18 protein-coding genes are annotated in these 20,421 nt (G+C 62.2%); 17 read left to right on the forward strand and 1 reads right to left on the reverse strand.

The features are described from left to right. Nucleotides 1-41: 41 nt before the first annotated feature. Complete coding sequence (gene argC / locus QTI05_RS10445) at nt 42-965, reverse strand: N-acetyl-gamma-glutamyl-phosphate reductase (protein WP_286624294.1); 924 nt, start codon at nt 963-965, stop codon at nt 42-44. Nucleotides 966-1,139: 174 nt separating this feature from the next. Between argC and sucC the strand changes: the two genes are divergently transcribed. From sucC to QTI05_RS10530, 17 genes are all read left to right on the forward strand, one after another. Beyond that, nucleotides 1,140-2,306: an ADP-forming succinate--CoA ligase subunit beta gene (gene sucC / locus QTI05_RS10450; RefSeq protein ID WP_286540241.1), complete on the forward strand. Its 1,167-nt coding sequence runs from the start codon at nt 1,140-1,142 to the stop codon at nt 2,304-2,306. 9 nt (nt 2,307-2,315) lie between these two features. Beyond that, entirely contained in the window at nt 2,316-3,209 is an 894-nt protein-coding gene (gene sucD / locus QTI05_RS10455; protein WP_286540240.1) for a succinate--CoA ligase subunit alpha, read from the forward strand. Between the two features lie 100 nt (nt 3,210-3,309). Then, the gene (locus QTI05_RS10460) at nt 3,310-3,990 is read left to right on the forward strand and encodes a TerC family protein (RefSeq protein ID WP_286540239.1); all 681 of its coding nucleotides are present in this window, start codon (nt 3,310-3,312) and stop codon (nt 3,988-3,990) included. Between the two features lie 18 nt (nt 3,991-4,008). Next, nucleotides 4,009-4,818 carry a Stp1/IreP family PP2C-type Ser/Thr phosphatase gene (locus QTI05_RS10465; RefSeq protein ID WP_286624295.1) on the forward strand — a complete coding sequence of 270 codons (810 nt, stop codon included), beginning with the start codon at nt 4,009-4,011 and terminating at the stop codon, nt 4,816-4,818. Nucleotides 4,819-4,893: 75 nt separating this feature from the next. Beyond that, nucleotides 4,894-5,544 carry an FHA domain-containing protein gene (locus tag QTI05_RS10470; protein ID WP_286540235.1) on the forward strand — a complete coding sequence of 217 codons (651 nt, stop codon included), beginning with the start codon at nt 4,894-4,896 and terminating at the stop codon, nt 5,542-5,544. 18 nt (nt 5,545-5,562) lie between these two features. Continuing rightward, a complete protein-coding gene (locus QTI05_RS10475; protein ID WP_286624296.1) occupies nt 5,563-7,839 on the forward strand; it encodes a CHASE2 domain-containing protein in 2,277 nt (758 codons plus the stop codon). Nucleotides 7,840-7,862: 23 nt separating this feature from the next. Then, nucleotides 7,863-8,669, forward strand: coding sequence for a 3',5'-cyclic-nucleotide phosphodiesterase (locus tag QTI05_RS10480; RefSeq protein ID WP_286541452.1), 807 nt, complete (start codon nt 7,863-7,865; stop codon nt 8,667-8,669). A 208-nt stretch (nt 8,670-8,877) separates the two neighbouring features. Then, the gene (locus QTI05_RS10485; protein ID WP_286624297.1) at nt 8,878-9,342 is read left to right on the forward strand and encodes a pilin; all 465 of its coding nucleotides are present in this window, start codon (nt 8,878-8,880) and stop codon (nt 9,340-9,342) included. A gap of 64 nt (nt 9,343-9,406) precedes the next feature. Beyond that, nucleotides 9,407-11,149, forward strand: a complete 1,743-nt coding sequence (locus QTI05_RS10490; RefSeq protein WP_286624298.1) for a PglL family O-oligosaccharyltransferase — start codon at nt 9,407-9,409, stop codon at nt 11,147-11,149. Nucleotides 11,150-11,207: 58 nt separating this feature from the next. Then, entirely contained in the window at nt 11,208-13,196 is a 1,989-nt protein-coding gene (locus QTI05_RS10495) for a polysaccharide biosynthesis protein (protein ID WP_286624660.1), read from the forward strand. 18 nt (nt 13,197-13,214) lie between these two features. After that, a complete protein-coding gene (gene pseB, locus QTI05_RS10500) occupies nt 13,215-14,213 on the forward strand; it encodes a UDP-N-acetylglucosamine 4,6-dehydratase (inverting) (protein WP_286624300.1) in 999 nt (332 codons plus the stop codon). Beyond that, nucleotides 14,213-15,367 (forward strand): UDP-4-amino-4,6-dideoxy-N-acetyl-beta-L-altrosamine transaminase, encoded by a 1,155-nt coding sequence (pseC, locus tag QTI05_RS10505; RefSeq protein WP_286624302.1) that lies wholly within the window; start codon nt 14,213-14,215, stop codon nt 15,365-15,367. Before pseB ends, pseC begins: the two co-directional genes overlap by 1 nt. Continuing rightward, complete coding sequence (gene pseF, locus QTI05_RS10510) at nt 15,364-16,056, forward strand: pseudaminic acid cytidylyltransferase (RefSeq protein WP_286624304.1); 693 nt, start codon at nt 15,364-15,366, stop codon at nt 16,054-16,056. The genes pseC and pseF overlap by 4 nt, the downstream gene beginning before the upstream one ends. Next, complete coding sequence (pseG, locus tag QTI05_RS10515) at nt 16,053-17,165, forward strand: UDP-2,4-diacetamido-2,4,6-trideoxy-beta-L-altropyranose hydrolase (protein WP_286624306.1); 1,113 nt, start codon at nt 16,053-16,055, stop codon at nt 17,163-17,165. Before pseF ends, pseG begins: the two co-directional genes overlap by 4 nt. Continuing rightward, entirely contained in the window at nt 17,158-17,685 is a 528-nt protein-coding gene (gene pseH / locus QTI05_RS10520) for a UDP-4-amino-4,6-dideoxy-N-acetyl-beta-L-altrosamine N-acetyltransferase (RefSeq protein ID WP_286624311.1), read from the forward strand. Before pseG ends, pseH begins: the two co-directional genes overlap by 8 nt. Continuing rightward, a complete protein-coding gene (gene pseI / locus QTI05_RS10525) occupies nt 17,661-18,746 on the forward strand; it encodes a pseudaminic acid synthase (protein ID WP_286624312.1) in 1,086 nt (361 codons plus the stop codon). The genes pseH and pseI overlap by 25 nt, the downstream gene beginning before the upstream one ends. After that, nucleotides 18,743-20,320 carry a hypothetical protein gene (locus tag QTI05_RS10530; protein WP_286624313.1) on the forward strand — a complete coding sequence of 526 codons (1,578 nt, stop codon included), beginning with the start codon at nt 18,743-18,745 and terminating at the stop codon, nt 20,318-20,320. Before pseI ends, QTI05_RS10530 begins: the two co-directional genes overlap by 4 nt. Nucleotides 20,321-20,421: the final 101 nt, after the last annotated feature.

A 20,421-nucleotide genomic window follows, 5' to 3' on the forward strand; every position in this document is an offset into this window, starting at 1 on the left:
TAGCAAAGAGATTGCAGCCGCCGCCGCTGCTGGCTGCGGGCTCAGAGTCCCAGCATCAACTGCAGGTTCTGCACCGCCGCGCCGCTGGCGCCCTTGCCGAGGTTGTCGAGCCGGGCAATGACGACCGCGTGGCGGTGGTCTTCGTTCGGAAACACGCGAATCTCGAGCTCGTTGGTGTCATTGAGCGCGAGCGGATCGATCTTGCCGCCCTCGGTAGGCGGCAGCACCTTCACGAACTTCGCCGGCGTGTTGCTCCTGGCGTAGTGGGCGGCCAGCGCATCGTGCAGGTCGGCGGCCTTCGGCTTGCCCGGCAGGTCGTCCAGATGCAGCGGCAGCTGCACCAGCATGCCCTGCTTGAAGTTGCCGACGGAAGGAATGAAGACGGGCCGGCGCGTGAGGCCGGTGTACTTCATGATTTCCGGGATGTGCTTGTGCTTGAGGCCGAGCGCATAGGTCTCGAACAGCGGCGCCTCGCCTTTTTCGTAGGCCTCGATCATGGTGCGGCCGCCGCCGGAATAGCCGCTGACCGACGGCAGTGCGATGGGGAAGTCGGCCGGCAGCAGTCCGGCATCGACCAGCGGGCGGACGATGGCGATGGCGCCGGTGGCGTAGCAGCCGGGGTTGGCCACGCGGTCGGCATTGGCCACCAGCTCCCAGTGGCCGGCAACCAGCTCCGGAAACCCGAAAGCCCAGCCCGGGTTGGTGCGGTGCGCGGTCGAGGCGTCGATGATCTTGGGCTTCTTGCCGTTGAGCTGGTCGATCAGCGCGACCGATTCGATCGCGGCATCGTCGTGCAGGCACAGCACCACCAGGTCGACACTGGCCATCAGCTCGCGCTTGGCGGCCGCGTCCTTGCGCAACTCGGGCGCGATGCTGACCACCTCGATGCTAGGCATCGTGGCGAGCCGCTCGCGGATTTGCAGGCCGGTGGTGCCGGCTTCGCCGTCGATGAAGACCTTGACCATGGGGCGTATTGAGGCAGGAGAAAGTACGTATTGACCGCAGGCGGGGCCCGCGGTTGGTGCAGCGCACCATGATACATTCCCCGGTTGTTCGCCGGCCCCGCCCCGTTGCGCGCCGTGGCCCCCGGACAACAGCCCTCTTCTCCCGACCCACTTCCGCTTCCGAGAGACATCCTCATGAAGATTCACGAGTACCAGGGCAAGGAAATCCTTGCCAAGTTCGGTGTGCCGGTGCCGCGCGGCATCCCGGCATACACGGTTCAGGAGGCGGTCGAAGCCGCCCAGAAACTTGGCGGCCCCGTGTGGGTGGTCAAGGCCCAGATCCACGCCGGTGGCCGCGGCAAGGGCGGCGGCGTCAAGCTGGCGCGCTCGATCGACGAGGTGAAGAAGCTGGCCGGCGAGATTCTCGGCATGCAGCTCATCACGCACCAGACCGGCCCCGAAGGCCAGAAAGTGCGTCGCCTGCTGATCGAAGACGGCGCCGACATCAAGAAAGAGTATTACGTCTCGGCCGTGACCGACCGCGCCACCCAGCGCGTGGCGTTCATCGTCTCGAGCGAAGGCGGCATGGACATCGAGGGCGTGGCCCACGACACGCCCGAAAAGATCATCACCGACTTCGTCGATCCGGCCGTCGGCCTGACCGACGCGCAAGGCACCAAGCTGGCAGCCGGCATCGGCATCCCCGAGGCCTCACAGCCGCAAGCGGTCGACGTGATGCAGAAGCTCTACAAGATCTACATGGAGACCGACGCGTCTCTGGTGGAAATCAACCCGCTGATCCTTGAAGGCAACGGCAACATCAAGGCGCTCGACGCGAAGTTCAACTTCGACCCGAACGCGTTGTTCCGCCACCCCGAGATCGTCGCCTTCCGCGACCTCGACGAAGAAGACGCGGCCGAGGTCGAGGCTTCCAAGTTCGACCTGGCCTACATCAGCCTCGACGGCAACATCGGCTGTCTGGTGAACGGCGCCGGACTGGCCATGGCCACGATGGACACCATCAAGCTGTTCGGCGGCGAGCCGGCCAACTTCCTCGACGTGGGCGGCGGCGCCACCCCCGAGAAGGTGACCGAAGCCTTCAAGATCATGCTGAAGAACAAGAACGTCGAGGCCATCCTCGTCAACATCTTCGGCGGCATCATGAAGTGCGACACCATCGCCACCGGCGTGATCGCGGCCTGCAAGGCCGTGAACCTGCAGGTGCCGCTGGTGGTGCGCATGAAGGGCACCAACGAAGTCGAAGGCAAGAAGCTGCTGGCCGATTCGGGCCTGCCGATCATCAGCGCCGACACCATGGCGGACGCGGCCCAGAAGGTCGTGGCAGCAGTCAAGAAAGCCTAAGGAAACGCCATGTCCATCTACATCAACAAAGACACCAAAGTCATCACCCAGGGCATCACGGGCAAGACCGGCCAGTTCCACACCGAAAAGTGCCAGGAATACGCGAACGGCAAGAACTGCTTCGTCGCAGGCGTGAACCCGAAGAAGGCCGGCGAGTCGATCTTCAACATCCCGATCTTCGGTTCGGTCAAAGAGGCGGCCAAGCAGACCGGCGCCACCGTGTCGGTGATCTACGTGCCGCCTCCGGGTGCTGCCGCCGCGATCTGGGAAGCCGTCGAAGCCGACCTCGACATGGCGATCTGTATCACCGAGGGCATCCCGGTGCGCGACATGCTCGAAGTGCGCAACAAGATGAAGGCCAAGGAAGCCGCCGGTGGCAAGAAGACCTTGCTGCTCGGCCCGAACTGCCCCGGCCTGATCACGCCCGACGAAATCAAGATCGGCATCATGCCCGGCCACATCCACCGCAAGGGCCGCATCGGCGTGGTCTCGCGCTCGGGCACGCTCACGTATGAAGCCGTGGCGCAACTCACCGAAATCGGCCTCGGCCAGTCGAGCGCGGTCGGCATCGGCGGCGACCCGATCAACGGGCTGAAGCACATCGACGTGATGAAGGCCTTCAACGACGACCCCGACACCGACGCGGTGATCATGATCGGCGAAATCGGCGGCCCCGACGAAGCCGATGCGGCCCGCTGGTGCAAGGACAACATGAAGAAGCCGATCGTCGGCTTCATCGCCGGCGTCACCGCGCCCCCGGGCAAGCGCATGGGCCATGCCGGCGCGCTGATCTCCGGCGGCGCCGATACGGCCGAAGCCAAGCTCGCCATCATGGAAGAGTGCGGGTTTACCGTGACGCGCAACTTCTCGGAGTTGGGCAAGCTGCTGAAGGCGCGGTTGTAAAACCGGCTTCAGCGATCGAAGACTCCCACAAAAAGAGAAGCGCTCGCAACCCCAAGGGTGCGGGCGCTTTTTCAATTCATAACAGACGTGGAGAAGACAAATGGAAATGTTGCAAAGTGCTGACTTCTGGATCGGACTGGTCAAGATTATCTGGATCAACATCATCCTTTCGGGCGACAACGCGGTGGTGATCGCGCTGGCCGCCCGTTCCCTGCCCCCGCATCAGCAGCAGAAAGCGGTGCTGTTCGGGTCGGGTGCCGCCGTGGTGTTGCGTATCGTGCTCACCGTGGTGGCGGCCAAACTGCTGGCGCTGCCTTACCTGCAGATCGTCGGCGGCCTGCTGTTGCTCTACATCGGTGTTCAGCTGTTTGGCGATGAAGACGAAGACGACGGCGGAGCCAAGGAGTACGGAACCCTGATGGCCGCGGTACGAACCATCCTGATTGCCGACCTGGTGATGAGCCTGGACAACGTGATCGCGGTGGCTGCGGCAGCGCAGGGCAGCATGGTGTTGCTGATCCTCGGCCTGGCGATCAGCATCCCCCTGGTGATTTTCGGCAGCACCCTGATGATCAAGCTCATGGAGCGCTTCCCGATCATCGTCATGGTGGGCGCCGCGCTGATCGGCTGGGTTGGCGGCGAAACCATCGTGAGCGACGTGTCGCTGCGCGAGGTACTGGCGGCCAAGCCCTGGCTGCACTACGCGGCGGCGGCGGCCGGCGCGGCATTTGTCGTGGCCCTCGGCCGCATGTTCCAAAAACGCGCGCACGCGGCGCACTGAACGAGAGCGAATCCCTCCATGGCAATTTCGAACGCCGCACCCGTCCACGGGGCCGTGGCATTGCCTTGGGATTTCGCGGCACTCACCGACTCCGGCCGGGTGCGCGCCAACAACGAAGACGCGATCGCGTTCGACCCCGCGCTCGGCCTTGCCATCCTGGCCGACGGCATGGGGGGCTACAACGGCGGCGAGGTGGCCAGCGGCATGGCGATCGCATTGCTGCAGGCCAGTTTCGGTCGCTGGCTGGCCCATGCGGGGCCTCGCGCCCCGGCGCGCGCGATCCGACGGGCCTTGCAGGCGGGCGTCGACGAGGCCAATGACGCCATCCTGGAAGCAGGTGTGGCCAATCTGCAACTTCAGGGCATGGGCACCACGCTCGTGGTGGCCGCTTTCGGGCCGCACCGGGTCACCGTGGGCCACATTGGCGACTCGCGTTGTTACAGGCTGCGGGACGGCAAGCTCGAACAGCTGACGCGCGACCATTCCCTGCTGCAGGAGCAGCTCGACTCGGGTGCCATCACCGCCGAGCAGGCTGCCCAGTCGCCGCATCGCAACCTGGTCACCCGCGCGTTGGGCATCGAGCGACACGTCGGCCTCGAAATGCACGAACACAACGTTCGCCCGAACGACCTCTACCTGCTATGTTCGGATGGGTTGAGCGAGATGGTTGCCGAGGGGCAGCTTTTCACACTTTTGTTACAAGATATCGGGCTTTCAGAAAAAGCAACACTTTTGGTTGCAATTGCGAACGAGAATGGAGGCCGGGACAATATTTCTGTTGTTCTTGCTCGCGCCAACAGCAGTTCTGCATCCGATGTCGCCGCATGATGGGGGCTCAGGAAATGGACGCTCGTTCCGTGGGGCCAGGCTGTACAAAAACACATTGAGATCCAGGAGTCGGCCATGCCGAAAATGATCGTTTCGATCGATGGGGTTGTCATCAAGGAAGTGACGCTCGCCAAGGACCGCACCACGCTGGGACGGCGGCCCTACAACGACATCGTGATCGACAATCTGGCGATCAGCGGTGAGCATGCCGTCTTGCACATGATCGGCAGCGACGTCTATCTTGAAGATCTCAACAGCACCAACGGTACCTACGTCAACGCGCACGCCATCAAGAAGCAGGCGCTCGAGCACAACGACATCATCGAAGTCGGCAAGTACAAGATCCGCTACCTGGCGGGCGGCAGCGCGCCGGAAGGTGCCAGCATGGTGCGAAGCTACATCGCTTCGCCGCCGATGCCCATTCCCCTGTCTTCCGCGCCCACCGAAAACGCACCCCTCGTCGCGCCTGGCGGCGTTGCCGTCATCCGCGTGTTGTCGGGTGCGGGCGCCGGCCGCGAACTCTCGCTGCAGAAGGTCGTCACCACCATCGGCAAGCCCGGCGTGGCCGTTGCAGCAGTCACGCGCCGCCTGCAAGGCTACGTGGTGGCACCGATCGATGGCGGCACCGTGCTCAACGGCGAACCGCTCGGTGCCGAAGCGGTCGCCCTGCAGGACGGCGACGTGCTCGAACTCGGCGGCACCCGGATGCAGTTCGTCCAAGCCTGAGCGGTGGCTCGGGGCGCGATGACGCGGCTGCGCCGCCACCGCGCGCGCATCGCCGTCACGCTGTTGCCGGTCTTGCTGGCGCTGTTGCACGCCACCGGCGTGTGGCGCCTGCCGCTGGTCGAGCGGCTCGACCACTTCATCTACGACGCGCGCCTGCGAGCCGCCATGCCGGGCACGCGGGACCCGCGCATCGTCATCGTCGACATCGACGACGTCAGCCTGCAGCAATGGGGCCAATGGCCCTGGAGCCGCGACAAGCTGGCCAAACTCGCCACCGAACTCACCACGCGCCAGCAGGCGGCAGTGATCGGCTTCGACGTGGTGTTCGCCGAACCCGACCACAGCGCCGGCCTGGAAACCCTGCAACAGCTGGCGCGCGGGCCGTTGCGCGGAAATGCCGGCTTCGAGACCGAACTGCAGCGGTTGGCGCCGGAGTTGGACCGGGACGCCGCATTTGCACGCGCATTGGCCGGGCAGCCCGTCGCGCTCGGCTACTACTTCACCCGGACCGAAGCGCCGCGCGCCAGAGGTCGGTTGCCGGCGCCGCTGCTGGCGCCGGACGCGTTGCCACCCAACGGGACTTACGCCACGCAGTGGAACGGCTACGGCGCCAATCTGGAGGCGCTGGCCGCCGCAGCGCCGCGGGCCGGTTTCATCAATTCGGTGATCGACGCCAACGACGATGGCGTGATCCGTGCCACACCGCTGCTGGCGCGCTACGACGCGCTCGACAAGGCTTCGGACGGCGCTGCGTCGGGCTACTACGAGTCGTTGTCGCTCGCGGTGTACCGGCTTGCGAGCGGCGCTGACTCGGTGCGGCCAGTGCTCGCGCAGGGGGCAAAGCCGCCCCCGCCGCTCGAAGCGCTGGTGGTTGGCCGTGGTGCCGGGCGCATCGTGGTGCCGGTCGACTCGCAAGCCGGCGTGCTGGTGCCGTTCCGGGGCAACGGCGGGCCGGATGGCGGGTCGTTTCGCTACATCCCGGCTGGGGATGTGTTGGCCGGACGACTGGCGCCGGCAGAGCTGCGCGGCAAGATCGTGATGGTCGGCGCCACCGCACCCGGGCTGCAGGATCTTCGGGCCACGCCGGTCAGCGCCACTTACCCCGGGATCGAAGTGCATGCCAACGTGGTGTCGGGGCTGCTCGACGGCCGCATGCTCACCGTGCCCGACTACGCGCCGGGCTACGACGTGGCCATGCTGGTCATGGCGGGCGCGGTATTGGCCACTGGCCTGAGCCTGCTCTCGGCGCCTCCGGCCGCGCTGCTGGCCATCGCCACGGCTGCCGTGCTGGTCGGGCTCAATGCCTGGCTGCATGCGCAGGCCCGGCTGGTTATGCCGCTGGCTGCCGCGTTGATGATGGTCAGCCTGGCCTTCGGCATCAACATGAGCTGGGGCTACTTTGTGGAAGAACGTGGCCGGCGCGGGCTGGCGCGCCTGTTCGGAACCTACGTGCCGCCCCAGCTGGTCGACGAAATGCTCGAGCGCCCGCACCTCTACAGCATGCGGGCCGAAAGCAAGGAACTGACCGTGATGTTCTGCGACATGCGCGGCTTCACCCGCTTGTCGGAGCAGATGGCGCCGGTTGAACTCCAGGCCTTTCTGAACGAAGTCTTCAGCCGCTTGACCGAAATCATCAGCCAGCGCCGCGGCACCATCGACAAATACATGGGCGATTGCGTCATGGCCTTCTGGGGCGCACCGGTCGGCATGCCGGATCACGCCGCCCTCGCGGTGCAGGCCGCCGTCGAAATGGCCGCTGCGGTGCGGGAGATCAACCAGGCGCATCTGGCCAGAGGCCTTCCGGGCATCAGCGTTGGCATCGGGCTCAACACCGGCGTCATGAGCGTGGGCGACATGGGCTCCGCCGTGCGGCGCAGCTACACCGTGGTCGGCGATGCGGTCAACCTGGCCGCCCGGCTCGAAGGCCTGAGCGGGTACTACGGCGTGGAGATCGTCGCCAATCGCTCCACGCAGCAGTCAGCGCTCGCTTACATTTGGCAGGAGCTGGATCAGGTGCGGGTCAAAGGCAAGGAGCAGGTGGTCACGATCTTCACGCCGCTGGCCGCCGCCGAGCAGCAGACCGTGGCGCTGCGCGAAGAACTGGAAGCCTGGGGCGCGTTCCTGCTGGCTTATCGCGCGCAGGATCTTGTGGCCGCCAAGGCTGCACTGGCCCCGCTGGTGGCGCGGTCTGCCAAAAAATTCCTTTACCGGTTGTATACGGAACGTTTAGCCTCGATGGCGTTGCAGCCCAAAATCCGGAACTGGGACGGCGCAACCCGGTTTGAAACGAAGTGACTGACCAAGAGGGTTTCGCAAAGATGCAGGTGCGTGTGCTGGGCTGCTCGGGCGCCATTGCCAAAGACTGTCGCACGACCTCGTTTCTGGTCGACACCGACCTGCTGGTCGACGCCGGCACGGGCGTGGGCGACCTCAGCCTTGAAGAAATGGCCGCCATCGACGACGTGGTGCTCACCCATTCGCACCTCGACCACATCGCCGCCCTGCCCCTGATGATCGACGCCGTGGCCAGCCGCCGCAGCCGGCCCCTGCGCGTGCATGCGCTGCACGCCACCAACAACGCGCTGCGTGTCCACGTGTTCAACAACGTGATCTGGCCCGATTTCGCCAACATCCCCAGCACCGAAGCCCCATTCGTCACCTTTCACGACGTGGCCGTGGGCCAGACCCTGCAGCTCGGCAGCCGCGAGCCCAAGCATCTTGAAGTATTGCCCGCCGTTCACACCGTGCCGGCCTGCGGCTACGCCATCCGCTGCGCCGAAGGCGGCCCCCACTGGGTTTTCAGCGGCGACACCGAGCGCAACGGCCCCTTCTGGCAGCGCGTGAACCAGCTCGACGTGGGCATGCTGGTGATCGAAACCGCCTTCAGCAACCGCGAGCAGGCGCTGGCCCAGCGCAGCCTGCACCTGTCCCCCGCCACCCTGGCCGACGAACTGGCCCAGATCGGCCCCGGCAAGCACTACCCGATCTACATCACCCACACCAAGCCCGCCGAGACCGAAGAAATCATGAGCCAGATCGACGCTTTTACCGAAGGCTGGCAGATGCACGGGCTTGAGCCGCGCGACATCCGGTGGCTGCAGGCGGCGGCAGTTCTGACGCTCTGAGGGCTGACAGATTTGGGCCACGTGACAAATTTGTCATCACAGACGCGGTGGTTGCAACAGGTTGCGTCACACGCTGTAACACGGATGTGAACAAATCCACATTAAACGCGCTGATTGAGCCCTCCGCGGTGGGTGGCACAGATGCTGCGGATAGAGCAGCGCACCGGGGGCTCTCCGGGCTCTATCAACCAACCTGGAGTTTTTTGAAATGAACCGTCGTTCCATCGCACGCCGCGCACAAGCCGGCTTCACCCTTATCGAATTGATGATCGTCGTGGCGATCATCGGTATCCTGGCTGCTGTGGCTCTGCCGGCGTATCAGGACTACACGGTGCGCGCTCGCGTATCGGAAGCCTTGGTTTTGGCATCGGGCAACAAGGCCACCGTTGCAGAAAATGCTGCCAATACCGCATCGTCGCTCGCTCTTGGCGTCGCTGATTTTGCATCTGGTTCAGGCACGAAGAATGTCACCAGCATGACGACGAGCGCTACCAACGGCCAGATCGTCATGGTTACTACTACCAATGCAGGTGGATTGACGCTGAATCTGACGCCATTGGCGAACGGTGCTGCTTTGGCCGCGAACACGCTTCCTGGCGGGCCAATCACTTGGACTTGCAAGGTTACCGATGCCACGAAAAACAAATTCGTCCCGTCGGAATGCCGAATCTAATTCAGGCGACTAATTAAAAAAGCCCCGCATGGGGCTTTTTTTGCGCCCAGGAATTTCAAGCGCTATGGCCAATCATATTTCTCGCGTGTCTCTTGCCCCGGTATGGGTGGCGTTGGCTGTCGTTCTGTTGTCGCTGACCTGGCTTCTCCCAAACCACGCGCGGCCATGGTCTTCATTTCATTCTGACGCTTGGATTGCTGTTGTCCTCGCAAGTATCAGCCTTGTGGTGTTGGTGCGCGCTACGCAAGGGCTGGTCTGGCATGGTTTGGCCTTGGTGGTCGCTTTTCTGGTGCCCTTGCCGTTTTTGCAACTCGCAACGGGACTATTGCCATTTGCAGGGCAGGCATGGATTGCGAGTGCCTATTTGCTTGGGTTATTTCTGGCCCTGTTGGTAGGTCAGCAGTGGCATGGTTGGCGCCAGGTCTGCATGGGCGATATCCTGTTTCTAGCCATCGGGATAGCGTCGGTTGTTTCGGTCGGCCTCCAGCTTCAACAGTGGCTGGGGCTTACCCGAGACGGATCCTTGGACGTCTGGGTATCGAGCGTGGACGGCGTGCGTCCTTATGCGAATATGGGCCAACCCAACCAGCTTGCCACTTTGCTGTTGTGGGGGATGCTTGCCGGCGGCTGGGGTGCATGGCGCGGACATATAGGACGCGGGGCGGCACTATTGCTCGCAGCATTTCTCATTCTCGGTTTGGCCCTCACGCAATCACGCAGCGGTGCGATAGGCCTTGTTGCGATAGTGCTCGCGGTCTGGTGGTGGCGACCGCTATGGGCGAATGGGCGCACGCACCTTTACGCCAGCGGGTTGACTGCGTTGTATGGGGTGGTATTGCTGGCTTTGACGCCCCTTAGTCAACTTCTGATGCTCGAAGCGCCTGTTTCGATGACAGATCGCCTCACGGGCGAACTCAGGCCAAAGCTATGGCGCATGCTAGTAGACGCCGCCTGGCAGCGGCCTTTCAGTGGCTACGGTTGGAATGAAGTAATACCGGCGCAACTGAACGTAGCGGATCACCATCCCGCCATGGGCTACCCCTTCTCGCAGTCGCACAATCTTTTTCTCGACTTCGTCTTGTGGGCGGGGCTCCCGGTTGGATTGCTGCTGACTGCCTGCGTGTTGGCGTGGTTGTTGACCGTGGCGCGGCGCGTGCGTCGCGCGCCGGAAGCTGTGTACTTCCTCTTTGTGATGGTCGTTGGAATTCACGCAATGCTGGAGTTCCCGCTGCATTACGCCTACTGCTTGTTGCCTGTAGGCTTGGTGATGGGCGCTTTGAATGCAGAGTTGGGAATTTGGCGGATCAACCACAACCCCCACAGGGGGGGGAGATGGTTCCTGCTTGGCGTTTGGTGCCTTGGGGCGGTTTTGCTAGGAGTGGTTGTGCGGGACTATTTCAGGGCGGAAGCCGCGTATGCGGCTCTGCAGATTGAAAATGCAGGTATCAAGAACAGTCGCCCTGTCCAGCCCCCTGACGTGTTAATCCTGACTCAGCTGCGCGAAGCGCAGCGCTTCATGAAGTTCGACCCGGCCGTTCGTGTGTCCCCGGCGGAGTTGCAATGGGCAAGGGATGTAACCCAAATAGCGCCCAGCTCGCGTAACTTCATGGCGCTTGCCGTCCTGCTAGGGCTCAATCGCCAAACAGAAGAGGCGCAGTCCTGGTTGGTAAAAATGTGCCGCGTCGTTCCTCGAGATCAGTGTGCTTCCGCGCCTGCAAAGTGGGCGCACGCACAAAAACTGCACCCTTCTCTAGCTCCTGTTGCATGGCCCGCAAAGGCGGAATTGCATGGAGCAGCAGGGCATTAGCCACCAGACATACTAGCGATGTCGAACAACCGTGATTCGCAGGATGGCTAAAAGTCAAATGCAGGGGGGGATGCTCAACTGGCCTCGCTCGCGAAAGCGCCTCGTCGTCGTCGCGCTCGATGTGGGGCTTGCTCTCTTTTCCATGTGGGTTGCTTTCACGCTGCGACTTGACGTGCTCCATCGCCCTGTGGGCGCTGAGTGGGCGGCGTACGCGATCGCGCCCTTGTTGGCTGTCCCCACCTTTGTGCATTTTGGCTTGTACCGCGCGATTTTTCGCTATACGGGGGTCGCAGCGATTCTTGCCACGGGCAAGGCTGTTGGCGCATACGGGTTGATGCTCCTTCCGTTCATCTGGTGCCTGTACCACTGGGAGGGCATTCCTCGCAGCTTGATCCTTCTTCAACCACTTATTTTTCTGCTCCTCGTTAGCTCGAGCCGCACACTCGGATGGCATTGGCTGATGGGAAGAGCGAGCAACCCGGGCAATCGCCTGCTCATATACGGTGCTGGGACAGCAGGTGCTCAGACTGCGGCGGCTTTAGCGAGCGCTCAGCAGTACGCCTTGCTTGGTTTCATCGATGACGACCCCACGAAATGGGGGCGCACCATCAACGGCGTCCCGGTTTTCTCTTCAACAGACGCGGCTGTCACTGTCAGTCGGCTGTCGGTCACTGACATTCTTCTGGCGTTGCCGAGCGCAAGCCGCCAAAGGCGCAACCAGATCATCGGACAGCTGCAGTCTTTGCCCGTTCGTATTCGCTCGCTGCCTGGGTTGGCCGATTTGGCGAGCGGGCGCGTTACCGTTGAGGACTTCAAGGATCTCGACATTGAGGATTTGCTAGGTCGCGAGCCTGTCGCAGTCCAGGCGGACTTACTGGCTCGCAGCCTCGCCGGACGGGTTGTGCTGGTGACTGGTGCCGGTGGCAGCATCGGCAGTGAACTCTGCCGTCAGATTACGCTTCAGGGGCCGAGCGAGTTGCTGCTTGTTGAGCACAGTGAGTTCGCGCTCTATAGCATTCACCGCGAACTGGCCTCGTTGGTCAAGCGCAGTGGAACCGACGTCCATTTGGTACCACTCTTGGCCAGCGTCTGCAATTTCGAGCGCATTTCTGCAATATGCGGTGCTCACAAACCTGCTGCCGTGTATCACGCTGCCGCATACAAACATGTGCCCATAGTTGAGGCAAATCCAGGCGAGGGGATTGTCAACAACGTACTCGGCACCTTGAATATGGCTCGCGCTGCGATCGACGCGAAAGTCGATCGCTTCGTATTGATTTCGACGGATAAGGCCGTTCGACCCACCAACATCATGGGAGCCAGCAAACGCATCGCCGAAATGGTTCTGCAGTCGCTCGCCGCTACCAATGTGCGTCCGTTCGGCGACAACGGCGATGTTCCGGTGGAGACGAACCGTCGCCACACCTGCTTCTCGATCGTGCGCTTCGGCAATGTGCTCGGATCGAGTGGCAGCGTGGTGCCAATGTTTCGCTCCCAGCTTGCTGAAGGGGGGCCAATCACCGTCACGCACCCGGAGGTCATGCGCTACTTCATGACGATCCCCGAGGCTGTGCAACTGGTGCTCCATGCGGGCGCCTTGGCTGATGGGGGTGATCTTTTTGTGCTCGACATGGGTAAGCCGATCAAGATTCTCGATTTGGCCAAGCGGATGATTGCTTTGTCGGGCCTGACGGTTCGGGACGCAGCACGACCGAATGGAGATATCCACATTAAGATTACGGGGCTGCGACCCGGTGAAAAGTTGTTCGAGGAACTACTCATTGGGGAAAATCCGCTGCCCACTAGTCATCCGCGCATCATTCGCGCGCGTGAAGACTTCATGACCTGGCCCGTTCTCGAAGGTTATTTACAGGCCCTGCTAAGCGCCGCCAGTAGTGACGATATCAATGCGATGTCAAGGATGTTGCAGTTGCTCGTACCTGGGTACATACCAAAATCTGCCCATCAAAATTTGAACGCTATCTACGCTGCAGAGGAAACCGCTACAAGCGGGGAGATTGTCGAATACTCTTCGCCATGCCCATGATGATCTGAAACAAGCAAAATGCTCTCCCAAAAAACGATTCTTATTACCGGTGGAACAGGCTCATTCGGACATACGTTTGTCGCAATGACACTGGCGAGATACAACCCCAGAAAAATCATCATCTACTCGCGCGACGAGATGAAACAATGGGAAATGGCAAAAAAGTATGAGGGGGATTCTCGAGTCCGTTTTTTTATCGGTGACGTACGTGATCGTGAGAGACTTTACCGCGCTCTAGATGGCGTGGATTATGTGGTGCATGCGGCGGCCACCAAAATTGTTCCCACCGCCGAATACAACCCTTTCGAATGTGTGAAGACAAACATCAATGGCGCAATGAATGTCATTGATGCCTGCATAGATAAAGGTGTTAAGCGGGCCGTGGCCTTGTCTACTGACAAGGCCAGTAGTCCAATCAATTTGTATGGTGCAACGAAACTTGCTTCTGACAAATTATTTGTGGCAGGAAATTCATACGCAGGCGGGCATGACACGCGTTTTGCCGTTGTCCGCTATGGAAATGTCATGGGCTCGCGTGGATCTGTAATTCCGTTTTTCTTGTCAATCAAAGAGAAAGGGGTTTTGCCGATCACTGATAGACGGATGACCCGCTTCATGATTTCTCTGGAGCAGGGGGTCGAGCTTGTTTGGCACACTTTCGCAGACATGCAGGGCGGAGAGATCTATGTCAAAAAGATCCCGTCGATGGCCATCACCGATGTCGCTCAAGCAGTCGCCCCGGACGCGAAACTGGAGGTGATCGGCATCCGGCCTGGCGAAAAGCTGCACGAACAGATGATCAGCGCAGAGGATGCTCTTTACACTTACGAGTATCCGGAGCACTTCAAGATTCTTCCGGCCATTCATAAATGGAGCATCGATCCGAGCCGCATCAAGGACGGCACCAAGGTGCCTGAAGATTTTGTCTACGCCAGTGACAACAATCCAGAGTGGATGACTGTTGACATGCTGCGATCCTGGATTCTCACCAATCAGCACAAGATCGGAAACTTCTGATGTCGCACATTCCGTACGGCCGCCAGGACGTCATCGCTGACGACATCGCGGCCGTTACGTCAGTGCTGCATTCGGATTGGTTGACACAGGGGCCCATCGTGCCGCGCTTCGAGTACGCAGTGGCCGAGGTCTGCACCGCCAGCTATGCGGTCGCGGTTAATAGCGCCACCTCTGCACTCCACATCGCGTGCCTCGCCCTTGGACTGGGCCCGGGTGACTGGCTTTGGACCAGCACCATCACCTTCCTAGCTTCCGCCAACTGTGCGCTTTATTGCGGAGCGCGGGTTGATTTTGTAGACATTGATCCTCGCACTTATAACCTGTCCCCCGACGCCCTCGCCCGCAAACTGGCGCAGGCCCGAACCGAGAACCGCCTGCCCAAGATCGTTGTGCCTGTACACCTCGCCGGCCAGAGCTGCGACATGGCTGCGATGCAAGCGCTTAGCCGCGAATACGGCTTTCGTATCATTGAAGATGCTTCACACGCCGTGGGCGGCCGCTACCAGGGTCTGCCGGTCGGCAATTGCCGCTTCAGCGATATCACGGTGTTCAGCTTCCATCCGGTGAAGATCATCACCAGTGCCGAAGGCGGAATGGCCCTGACGAATGACGTGCAACTCGCCGAACGCATGGCGCTGTTCCGAAGCCATGGCATGACGCGCGAACCGGCTCAGATGAGCCGCGAGCCCGATGGCCCCTGGTACTACGAGCAGATCGAACTGGGCTTCAACTACCGCATGACCGAATTGCAGGCGGCGCTTGGCCTCAGCCAGACGGCGCGGCTGCACGACTATGTACGGCGGCGTCACGAGGTGGCCCGCCGCTATGACGAACTGCTCGCCAAGCTGCCGCTGACCACGCCGTGGCAGCATCCGGATTGCTATTCGGGGCTCCATCTGTACGTGGTACGTGTCGAGGCGACTCGACGCTTGGCCGTGTTCGAGGCGTTGCGCGCGCAGAACATCGGCGTTAACGTGCACTACATCCCCGTGCACATGCAGCCGTACTACCGACGGCTTGGCAGCACAAGCGGCACCTACCCTGAGGCCGAGCGCTACTACGCCGAGGCGATTAGCCTGCCGATGTACGCAACCCTCACCGATGACCAGCAGAATCGTGTGATTGATGTCTTGGACAAGGCATTGTTCGCGTGAAACTGGCCGTCATTCCCGCGCGTGGCGGCAGCAAACGAATCCCGCGCAAGAACATCAAGCCGTTCTGCGGCAAGCCGATCATTGCGTGGTCGATTGCTGCCGCATACGACAGCGGCTGCTTCGACCGCGTGATCGTCTCGACCGACGACGCAGAGATCGCGCAGGTGGCTCGTGATGCGGGCGCCGAGGCGCCATTCGTGCGCCCGTTCGAGTTGTCTGACGACCATGCGGGCACGATCCCGGTCGTGCGCCACGCGATCGAGTGGCAGGCAGCCACTGGCGAGACTCCGAGTCTCGTGTGCTGTATCTACGCTACGGCGCCCTTTCTTCTGGCCGACGACATTCGGCGCGGCCTCGATGTGCTCGAGCGTAGCGGCAGCGACTTCGCCTTCTCGGTCGCAAAGTATCCGTCTCCGATCCAGCGGGCGTTTCGCACTGACGCTGCGGGCCGACTGGCGATGTTCAACCCCGAGCACTTCCAGACCCGCTCTCAAGACCTTGAGGAGGCCTACTACGACGCCGGACAGTTCTACTGGGGGCGAGCGCCAGCGTGGCAGTCGGTCGAAACTCTGTTTGGCCCTGCTTCTGCGGCACTGGTGTTGGCACCGCATCGGGTGCAAGACATCGATACGTCGGACGACTGGGTGCGTGCCGAATGGATGTTCAAGGCCCTGCAGGCGGTGGCGTGACGGACCTCGCTGGTGCAACCGTGGTCTTCCGTGCCGACGCATCGCTGCAGATCGGCACCGGCCATGTCATGCGGTGCCTGGCGCTGGCGTCGGCGCTGAAGGAGCGGGGGGCGCAATGCCGGTTTGTTAGCCGCGCTCATGTCGGCCACCTGCTGGAATACATCGGCCGCCAAGGCTACGAAGTCGCGACTTTGCCGTTGACTCCCGCCGCACCAGTGGCGGTGTCCGATACGACGGCGCACGCGGGATGGCTGGGCTGTGACTGGCAGACTGACGCGCAGCAGACCATCGTAGCGCTGGGTGGCCGGCGGACTGACTGGATCGTTGTCGACCACTACGCGCTTGATGGGCGCTGGGAGGTAGAACTGCATGCCCACGCTGCGCACATGCTGGCGATCGATGATCTCGCCGACCGGTCGCATCGTTGCGAGTTACTGGTCGACCAGAACCTCGGCCGTCAAGCTTCGGACTATGAGCGGCTGGTGTCGTCAGGGTGCCGCGTCCTTGCCGGGCCCCGCTTCGCACTCCTGCGTCGGGAGTTTGCCGCGTTGCGCGAGCGCAGCCTCCAGCGCCGAACCGAGCCGGTGCTTAGGCACCTACTGATCACGATGGGTGGGGTTGATCAACCGAACGCCACCGAATCGGTCTTGCACGCGCTGCAGCGTTGTGATCTGCCGCCAGACTGTCGGCTCAGCGTCGTCATGGGCGCAGCCGCGCCCTGGCTCGAGAGCGTGCGCGTGCAGGCTGGCCGGATGCCTTGGCCGACCGAAGTGCTGGTCGATGTCGACGACATGGCGCAGCGCATGGTCGATAGCGACTTGGCGATCGGTGCAGCTGGTGGAACGGCGTGGGAACGCTGCTGTCTCGGGCTTCCCACGCTTCTAGTGGTGTTGGCCGATAATCAGGTTTCAGGTGCGAGGGCGCTCGAGGCCTGCGGCGCCGCCGTACTGCTCGGTGATGCGAATTCGGCGATGCACAGCCTTAGCGGCATCTTGAGTCGGCTGCTTCGAGGCGACGAACTCGATGAGATGGCCGATGCCGCCAGCTGCGTCACTGACGGCCGTGGCGTTGCGCGCGTGTTGGCGGAGATGGTGACCCCCGATGTCTGACAGCAATTCCGCAGTGGATCGTATCCGTCCGATGACTGGCGCGGACCTGACCCTTGTGCTCCAGTGGCGCAATCACCCCGACGTTCGACACAACATGTTCACGCAGCACGAAATCGGCCTCGAGGAACATATTGCGTGGTTCGAACGCAGCGCCCGCGATCCAAGCCGTCATCTGCTGATATACGAGAAGGAAGAATTGCCGCTGGGCTTCGTCGGTCTGACCATGAGCGGCCATCCGCACGTCGCCGACTGGGGCTTCTATGTCGCCCCTGAAGCGCCTAAGGGAACCGGTCGCGCCATGGGCCGCCACGCGCTCGATCACGCCTTTGATGCCCTCGGGCTGCACAAGGTTTTCGGACGGGCGATTGCATACAACCAGCCCTCCATCAGCTTCCATGCGGCCATGGGTTTCCGCCAGGAGGGGATCCTGCGCGACCAGTATTTCGATGGTCAGCGCTACCACGCGGTGGTCTGTTTCGGCCTCCTCGAATACGAATGGTCCTCGGCTTCGAGGGGGTGAACACCATGCCTCAAGATCCAAATATTGTCATTGCCGGTAGGCGCATCGCGATTGATGCGCCGCCCTACGTTATCGCGGAGCTTTCGGCCAACCACAACGGCAAGCTTGAGACCGCGCTGCGGATAATTGATGCAGCGAAGGCGGCGGGGGCCTCTGCCGTCAAGCTGCAGACCTACCGGCCCGACACAATCACGTTGAACAGTGATGCAGAACCGTTCAAGATTCGAGGTGGGGTGTGGGACGGTCGCACGCTCTACGACTTGTACGAAGAGGCGCACACGCCTTGGAATTGGCATGCCGTGTTGTTCGAGCACGCGCACAAGTGCGGCATCACGATCTTCAGTTCGCCCTTTGACGCGACGGCAGTCGATCTCCTCGAGAGTCTGGGTGCGCCGGCCTACAAGATCGCCTCGTTCGAGGCGGTGGATCTGCCGCTGATCCGGTACGTGGCAAGTACCGGCAAGCCGATGATCATCTCGACTGGGATGGCAGACGCAGAAGAGATCGGCGAAGCCGTCGAGGCCGCCCGCACCGGCGGCTGCAAAGAACTCGCGCTGCTTCATTGCGTCAGTGGCTATCCGGCGCCGGCGGCCGACTACAACCTGCACACGATCGCGGACATGCGGGAACGCTTCGGCGCAGTGATCGGGCTATCGGATCACACATTGGACAACACCACCGCATTGGCGAGCATCGCACTTGGCGTCGCCATCATCGAGAAGCACTTCACGTTGGATCGCAGCGGCGGCGGCCCTGACGACAGCTTCTCGCTCGAACCGCGCGAACTGGAGGCTCTGTGCCGCGACAGCCGCACCGCCTGGGATGCACTCGGCAGTGTCGACTACGGCCGCAAGTCCAGCGAGCAAGGCAACGTGAAATTCCGCCGCTCGCTGTACTTCGTCAAGTCGTTAAGGGCTGGGGAGACAGTGCCCGCCGACGCGGTGCGCAGCGTGAGGCCCGGTTACGGGTTGGCGCCGAAGTTCCTGGATCAGATCGTCGGCCGGGTGCTCGTCAAGGACGTCGGCTACGCGACGCCGGTGTCGTGGGATCTGCTGGTGTGAAGCCGTTGCGCATCGGCTTCGCCACGATCTACTCGTGGCGCCCGCACGTCGAGCATGCTTACTTCTTGGCCCGGCTCGTCGAGAAGGCGGGGCACGAAGCCTTTTTCCTGACTTGCGATTCCGACCTTCCTACTTGTTACACCCGCGAGATGCGCGACCGGCCGGCTTGGCAAGAATGCCTGCAATGCCGAGCCGGCGGCATCCGCTCATATACGCGGAGCAACATCACTTCGATTGGCGAGAGCGCGCCGCGCGACGCGGCACCGGCGCAGCCTGATTGGACGCATTCGAGTGCGAGCACGCTGGGTCGCTTCGAGTCCGATGCCGACTACGCGGGCTCCGAGTTCAAGGCCATCGCGGCACGTCTTCATCCCGCGGTACAACTGAGCTATCAGGCGGCGCGGGCCTGGATCTGCGACCAGAAACTCGACGCCGTCTGCGTGTTCAATGGCCGAATGGATGCAACGCGCGCCATCTACGAGGCTGCGAAGTCGCTCGGCGTGCGCGTGGTCAGCCTCGAACGGACGTGGTTCGGTGATGGGCTTCAGCTCTATCCCGAGGAAACATGCCTTGGTCTGGGCAGCGTGCACCGCCTGATCGGGCACTGGCGCGAGCTGCCACTGACCGGCCGCCAAGCGGTTCAAGCTGCATCGTATGTGGCGCGGCGTTTCCTGCGACAAAACGTCAAGGAGTGGCGAGCCTACAACGTTGGCGCCACGTCGGCCGACTGGCCAGTGAAGGGTGGGCGGCACAAAATTCTGCTCATCCCCAGCAGCCGTAACGAGGTGTGGGGGCATCCTGACTGGGAGGCCGGCTGGGCTGACCCGCTGGCGGCGTACGACGCCCTGATCGATCATCTGGGGCTGGAGCCACGCGACCTGTTGCTGCGCTGCCATCCGAACTGGGGCGAGAAGATCGGTCGCCAGGGTGGCGAGTACGCTGAGCGCCACTACGTGGACTGGGCCGCGCGTCGCGGCATTCAAGCGATTCCCAGCACCGATGACGTCAGCACACTCGGCTTGATCGATCAATGCGATGCGATTGTTGTTGCCAACGGCAGCGCCGCGCTGGAGGCGGGCGCGCTCGGCAAGCAGGTGATCGGCATCGCGCCATCGATCTACCAGGAAGCCGGGTTCCGCAACTCCGCCGCGTCGGCACGGGAACTAACCAGCCTGCAACTGCATGTCGACCTTGAGGCGGCCGAGCAAACCAGCCTGCGCGAATCGATTTCACGCCTGACCCTTCGCTTTGCCTACACGATGGTTCATCGTGTGCCGCAATACACACAGTTCGTGCGCGCCGATGCTACGACCCGTTTCAAATATGACATGAGTGCAGATCCGCAGCGCTTCATCGAGTTGTTGCGTGGGGGCGAGCTTCGTGCTGACGATGAGGAATGCGCCGATGACACTCGTGCCGAAGACGAGGTGCTGCAACGCATCGAACGCCGCGACTGGCAGGGCCTGCTTGACGCGCTCGAGCGTGACACGCGCGTATATGAGCCCGTGCGACGCAGGCTGCTGTTTCGCCCCATCGACAACATCCGGCAGTGGATGCCCTTGGGTGACCGCTAGCGAGCGGCGCCTTTCATTTCTGAGAGTCATACATGTCTAGGTGGAGCAATGTCGCGCAAGCTCTGCGTTCGCAGCCGGCTTACACTTTGATGCGCGGCGCA

The sequence above is a fragment of the Variovorax fucosicus genome (genome assembly GCF_030316825.1).
Classification (GTDB): domain Bacteria; phylum Pseudomonadota; class Gammaproteobacteria; order Burkholderiales; family Burkholderiaceae_C; genus Variovorax; species Variovorax fucosicus.

Coding starts and splice junctions, on each gene's coding strand:
- argC (WP_286624294.1), bottom strand. CDS start 965: ATGGTCAAGGTCTTCATCGACGGCGAAGCCGGCACCACCGGCCTGCAA.
- sucC (WP_286540241.1), top strand. CDS start 1,140: ATGAAGATTCACGAGTACCAGGGCAAGGAAATCCTTGCCAAGTTCGGT.
- sucD (WP_286540240.1), top strand. CDS start 2,316: ATGTCCATCTACATCAACAAAGACACCAAAGTCATCACCCAGGGCATC.
- QTI05_RS10460 (WP_286540239.1), top strand. CDS start 3,310: ATGGAAATGTTGCAAAGTGCTGACTTCTGGATCGGACTGGTCAAGATT.
- QTI05_RS10465 (WP_286624295.1), top strand. CDS start 4,009: ATGGCAATTTCGAACGCCGCACCCGTCCACGGGGCCGTGGCATTGCCT.
- QTI05_RS10470 (WP_286540235.1), top strand. CDS start 4,894: ATGCCGAAAATGATCGTTTCGATCGATGGGGTTGTCATCAAGGAAGTG.
- QTI05_RS10475 (WP_286624296.1), top strand. CDS start 5,563: ATGACGCGGCTGCGCCGCCACCGCGCGCGCATCGCCGTCACGCTGTTG.
- QTI05_RS10480 (WP_286541452.1), top strand. CDS start 7,863: ATGCAGGTGCGTGTGCTGGGCTGCTCGGGCGCCATTGCCAAAGACTGT.
- QTI05_RS10485 (WP_286624297.1), top strand. CDS start 8,878: ATGAACCGTCGTTCCATCGCACGCCGCGCACAAGCCGGCTTCACCCTT.
- QTI05_RS10490 (WP_286624298.1), top strand. CDS start 9,407: ATGGCCAATCATATTTCTCGCGTGTCTCTTGCCCCGGTATGGGTGGCG.
- QTI05_RS10495 (WP_286624660.1), top strand. CDS start 11,208: ATGCAGGGGGGGATGCTCAACTGGCCTCGCTCGCGAAAGCGCCTCGTC.
- pseB (WP_286624300.1), top strand. CDS start 13,215: ATGCTCTCCCAAAAAACGATTCTTATTACCGGTGGAACAGGCTCATTC.
- pseC (WP_286624302.1), top strand. CDS start 14,213: ATGTCGCACATTCCGTACGGCCGCCAGGACGTCATCGCTGACGACATC.
- pseH (WP_286624311.1), top strand. CDS start 17,158: ATGTCTGACAGCAATTCCGCAGTGGATCGTATCCGTCCGATGACTGGC.
- pseI (WP_286624312.1), top strand. CDS start 17,661: ATGGTCCTCGGCTTCGAGGGGGTGAACACCATGCCTCAAGATCCAAAT.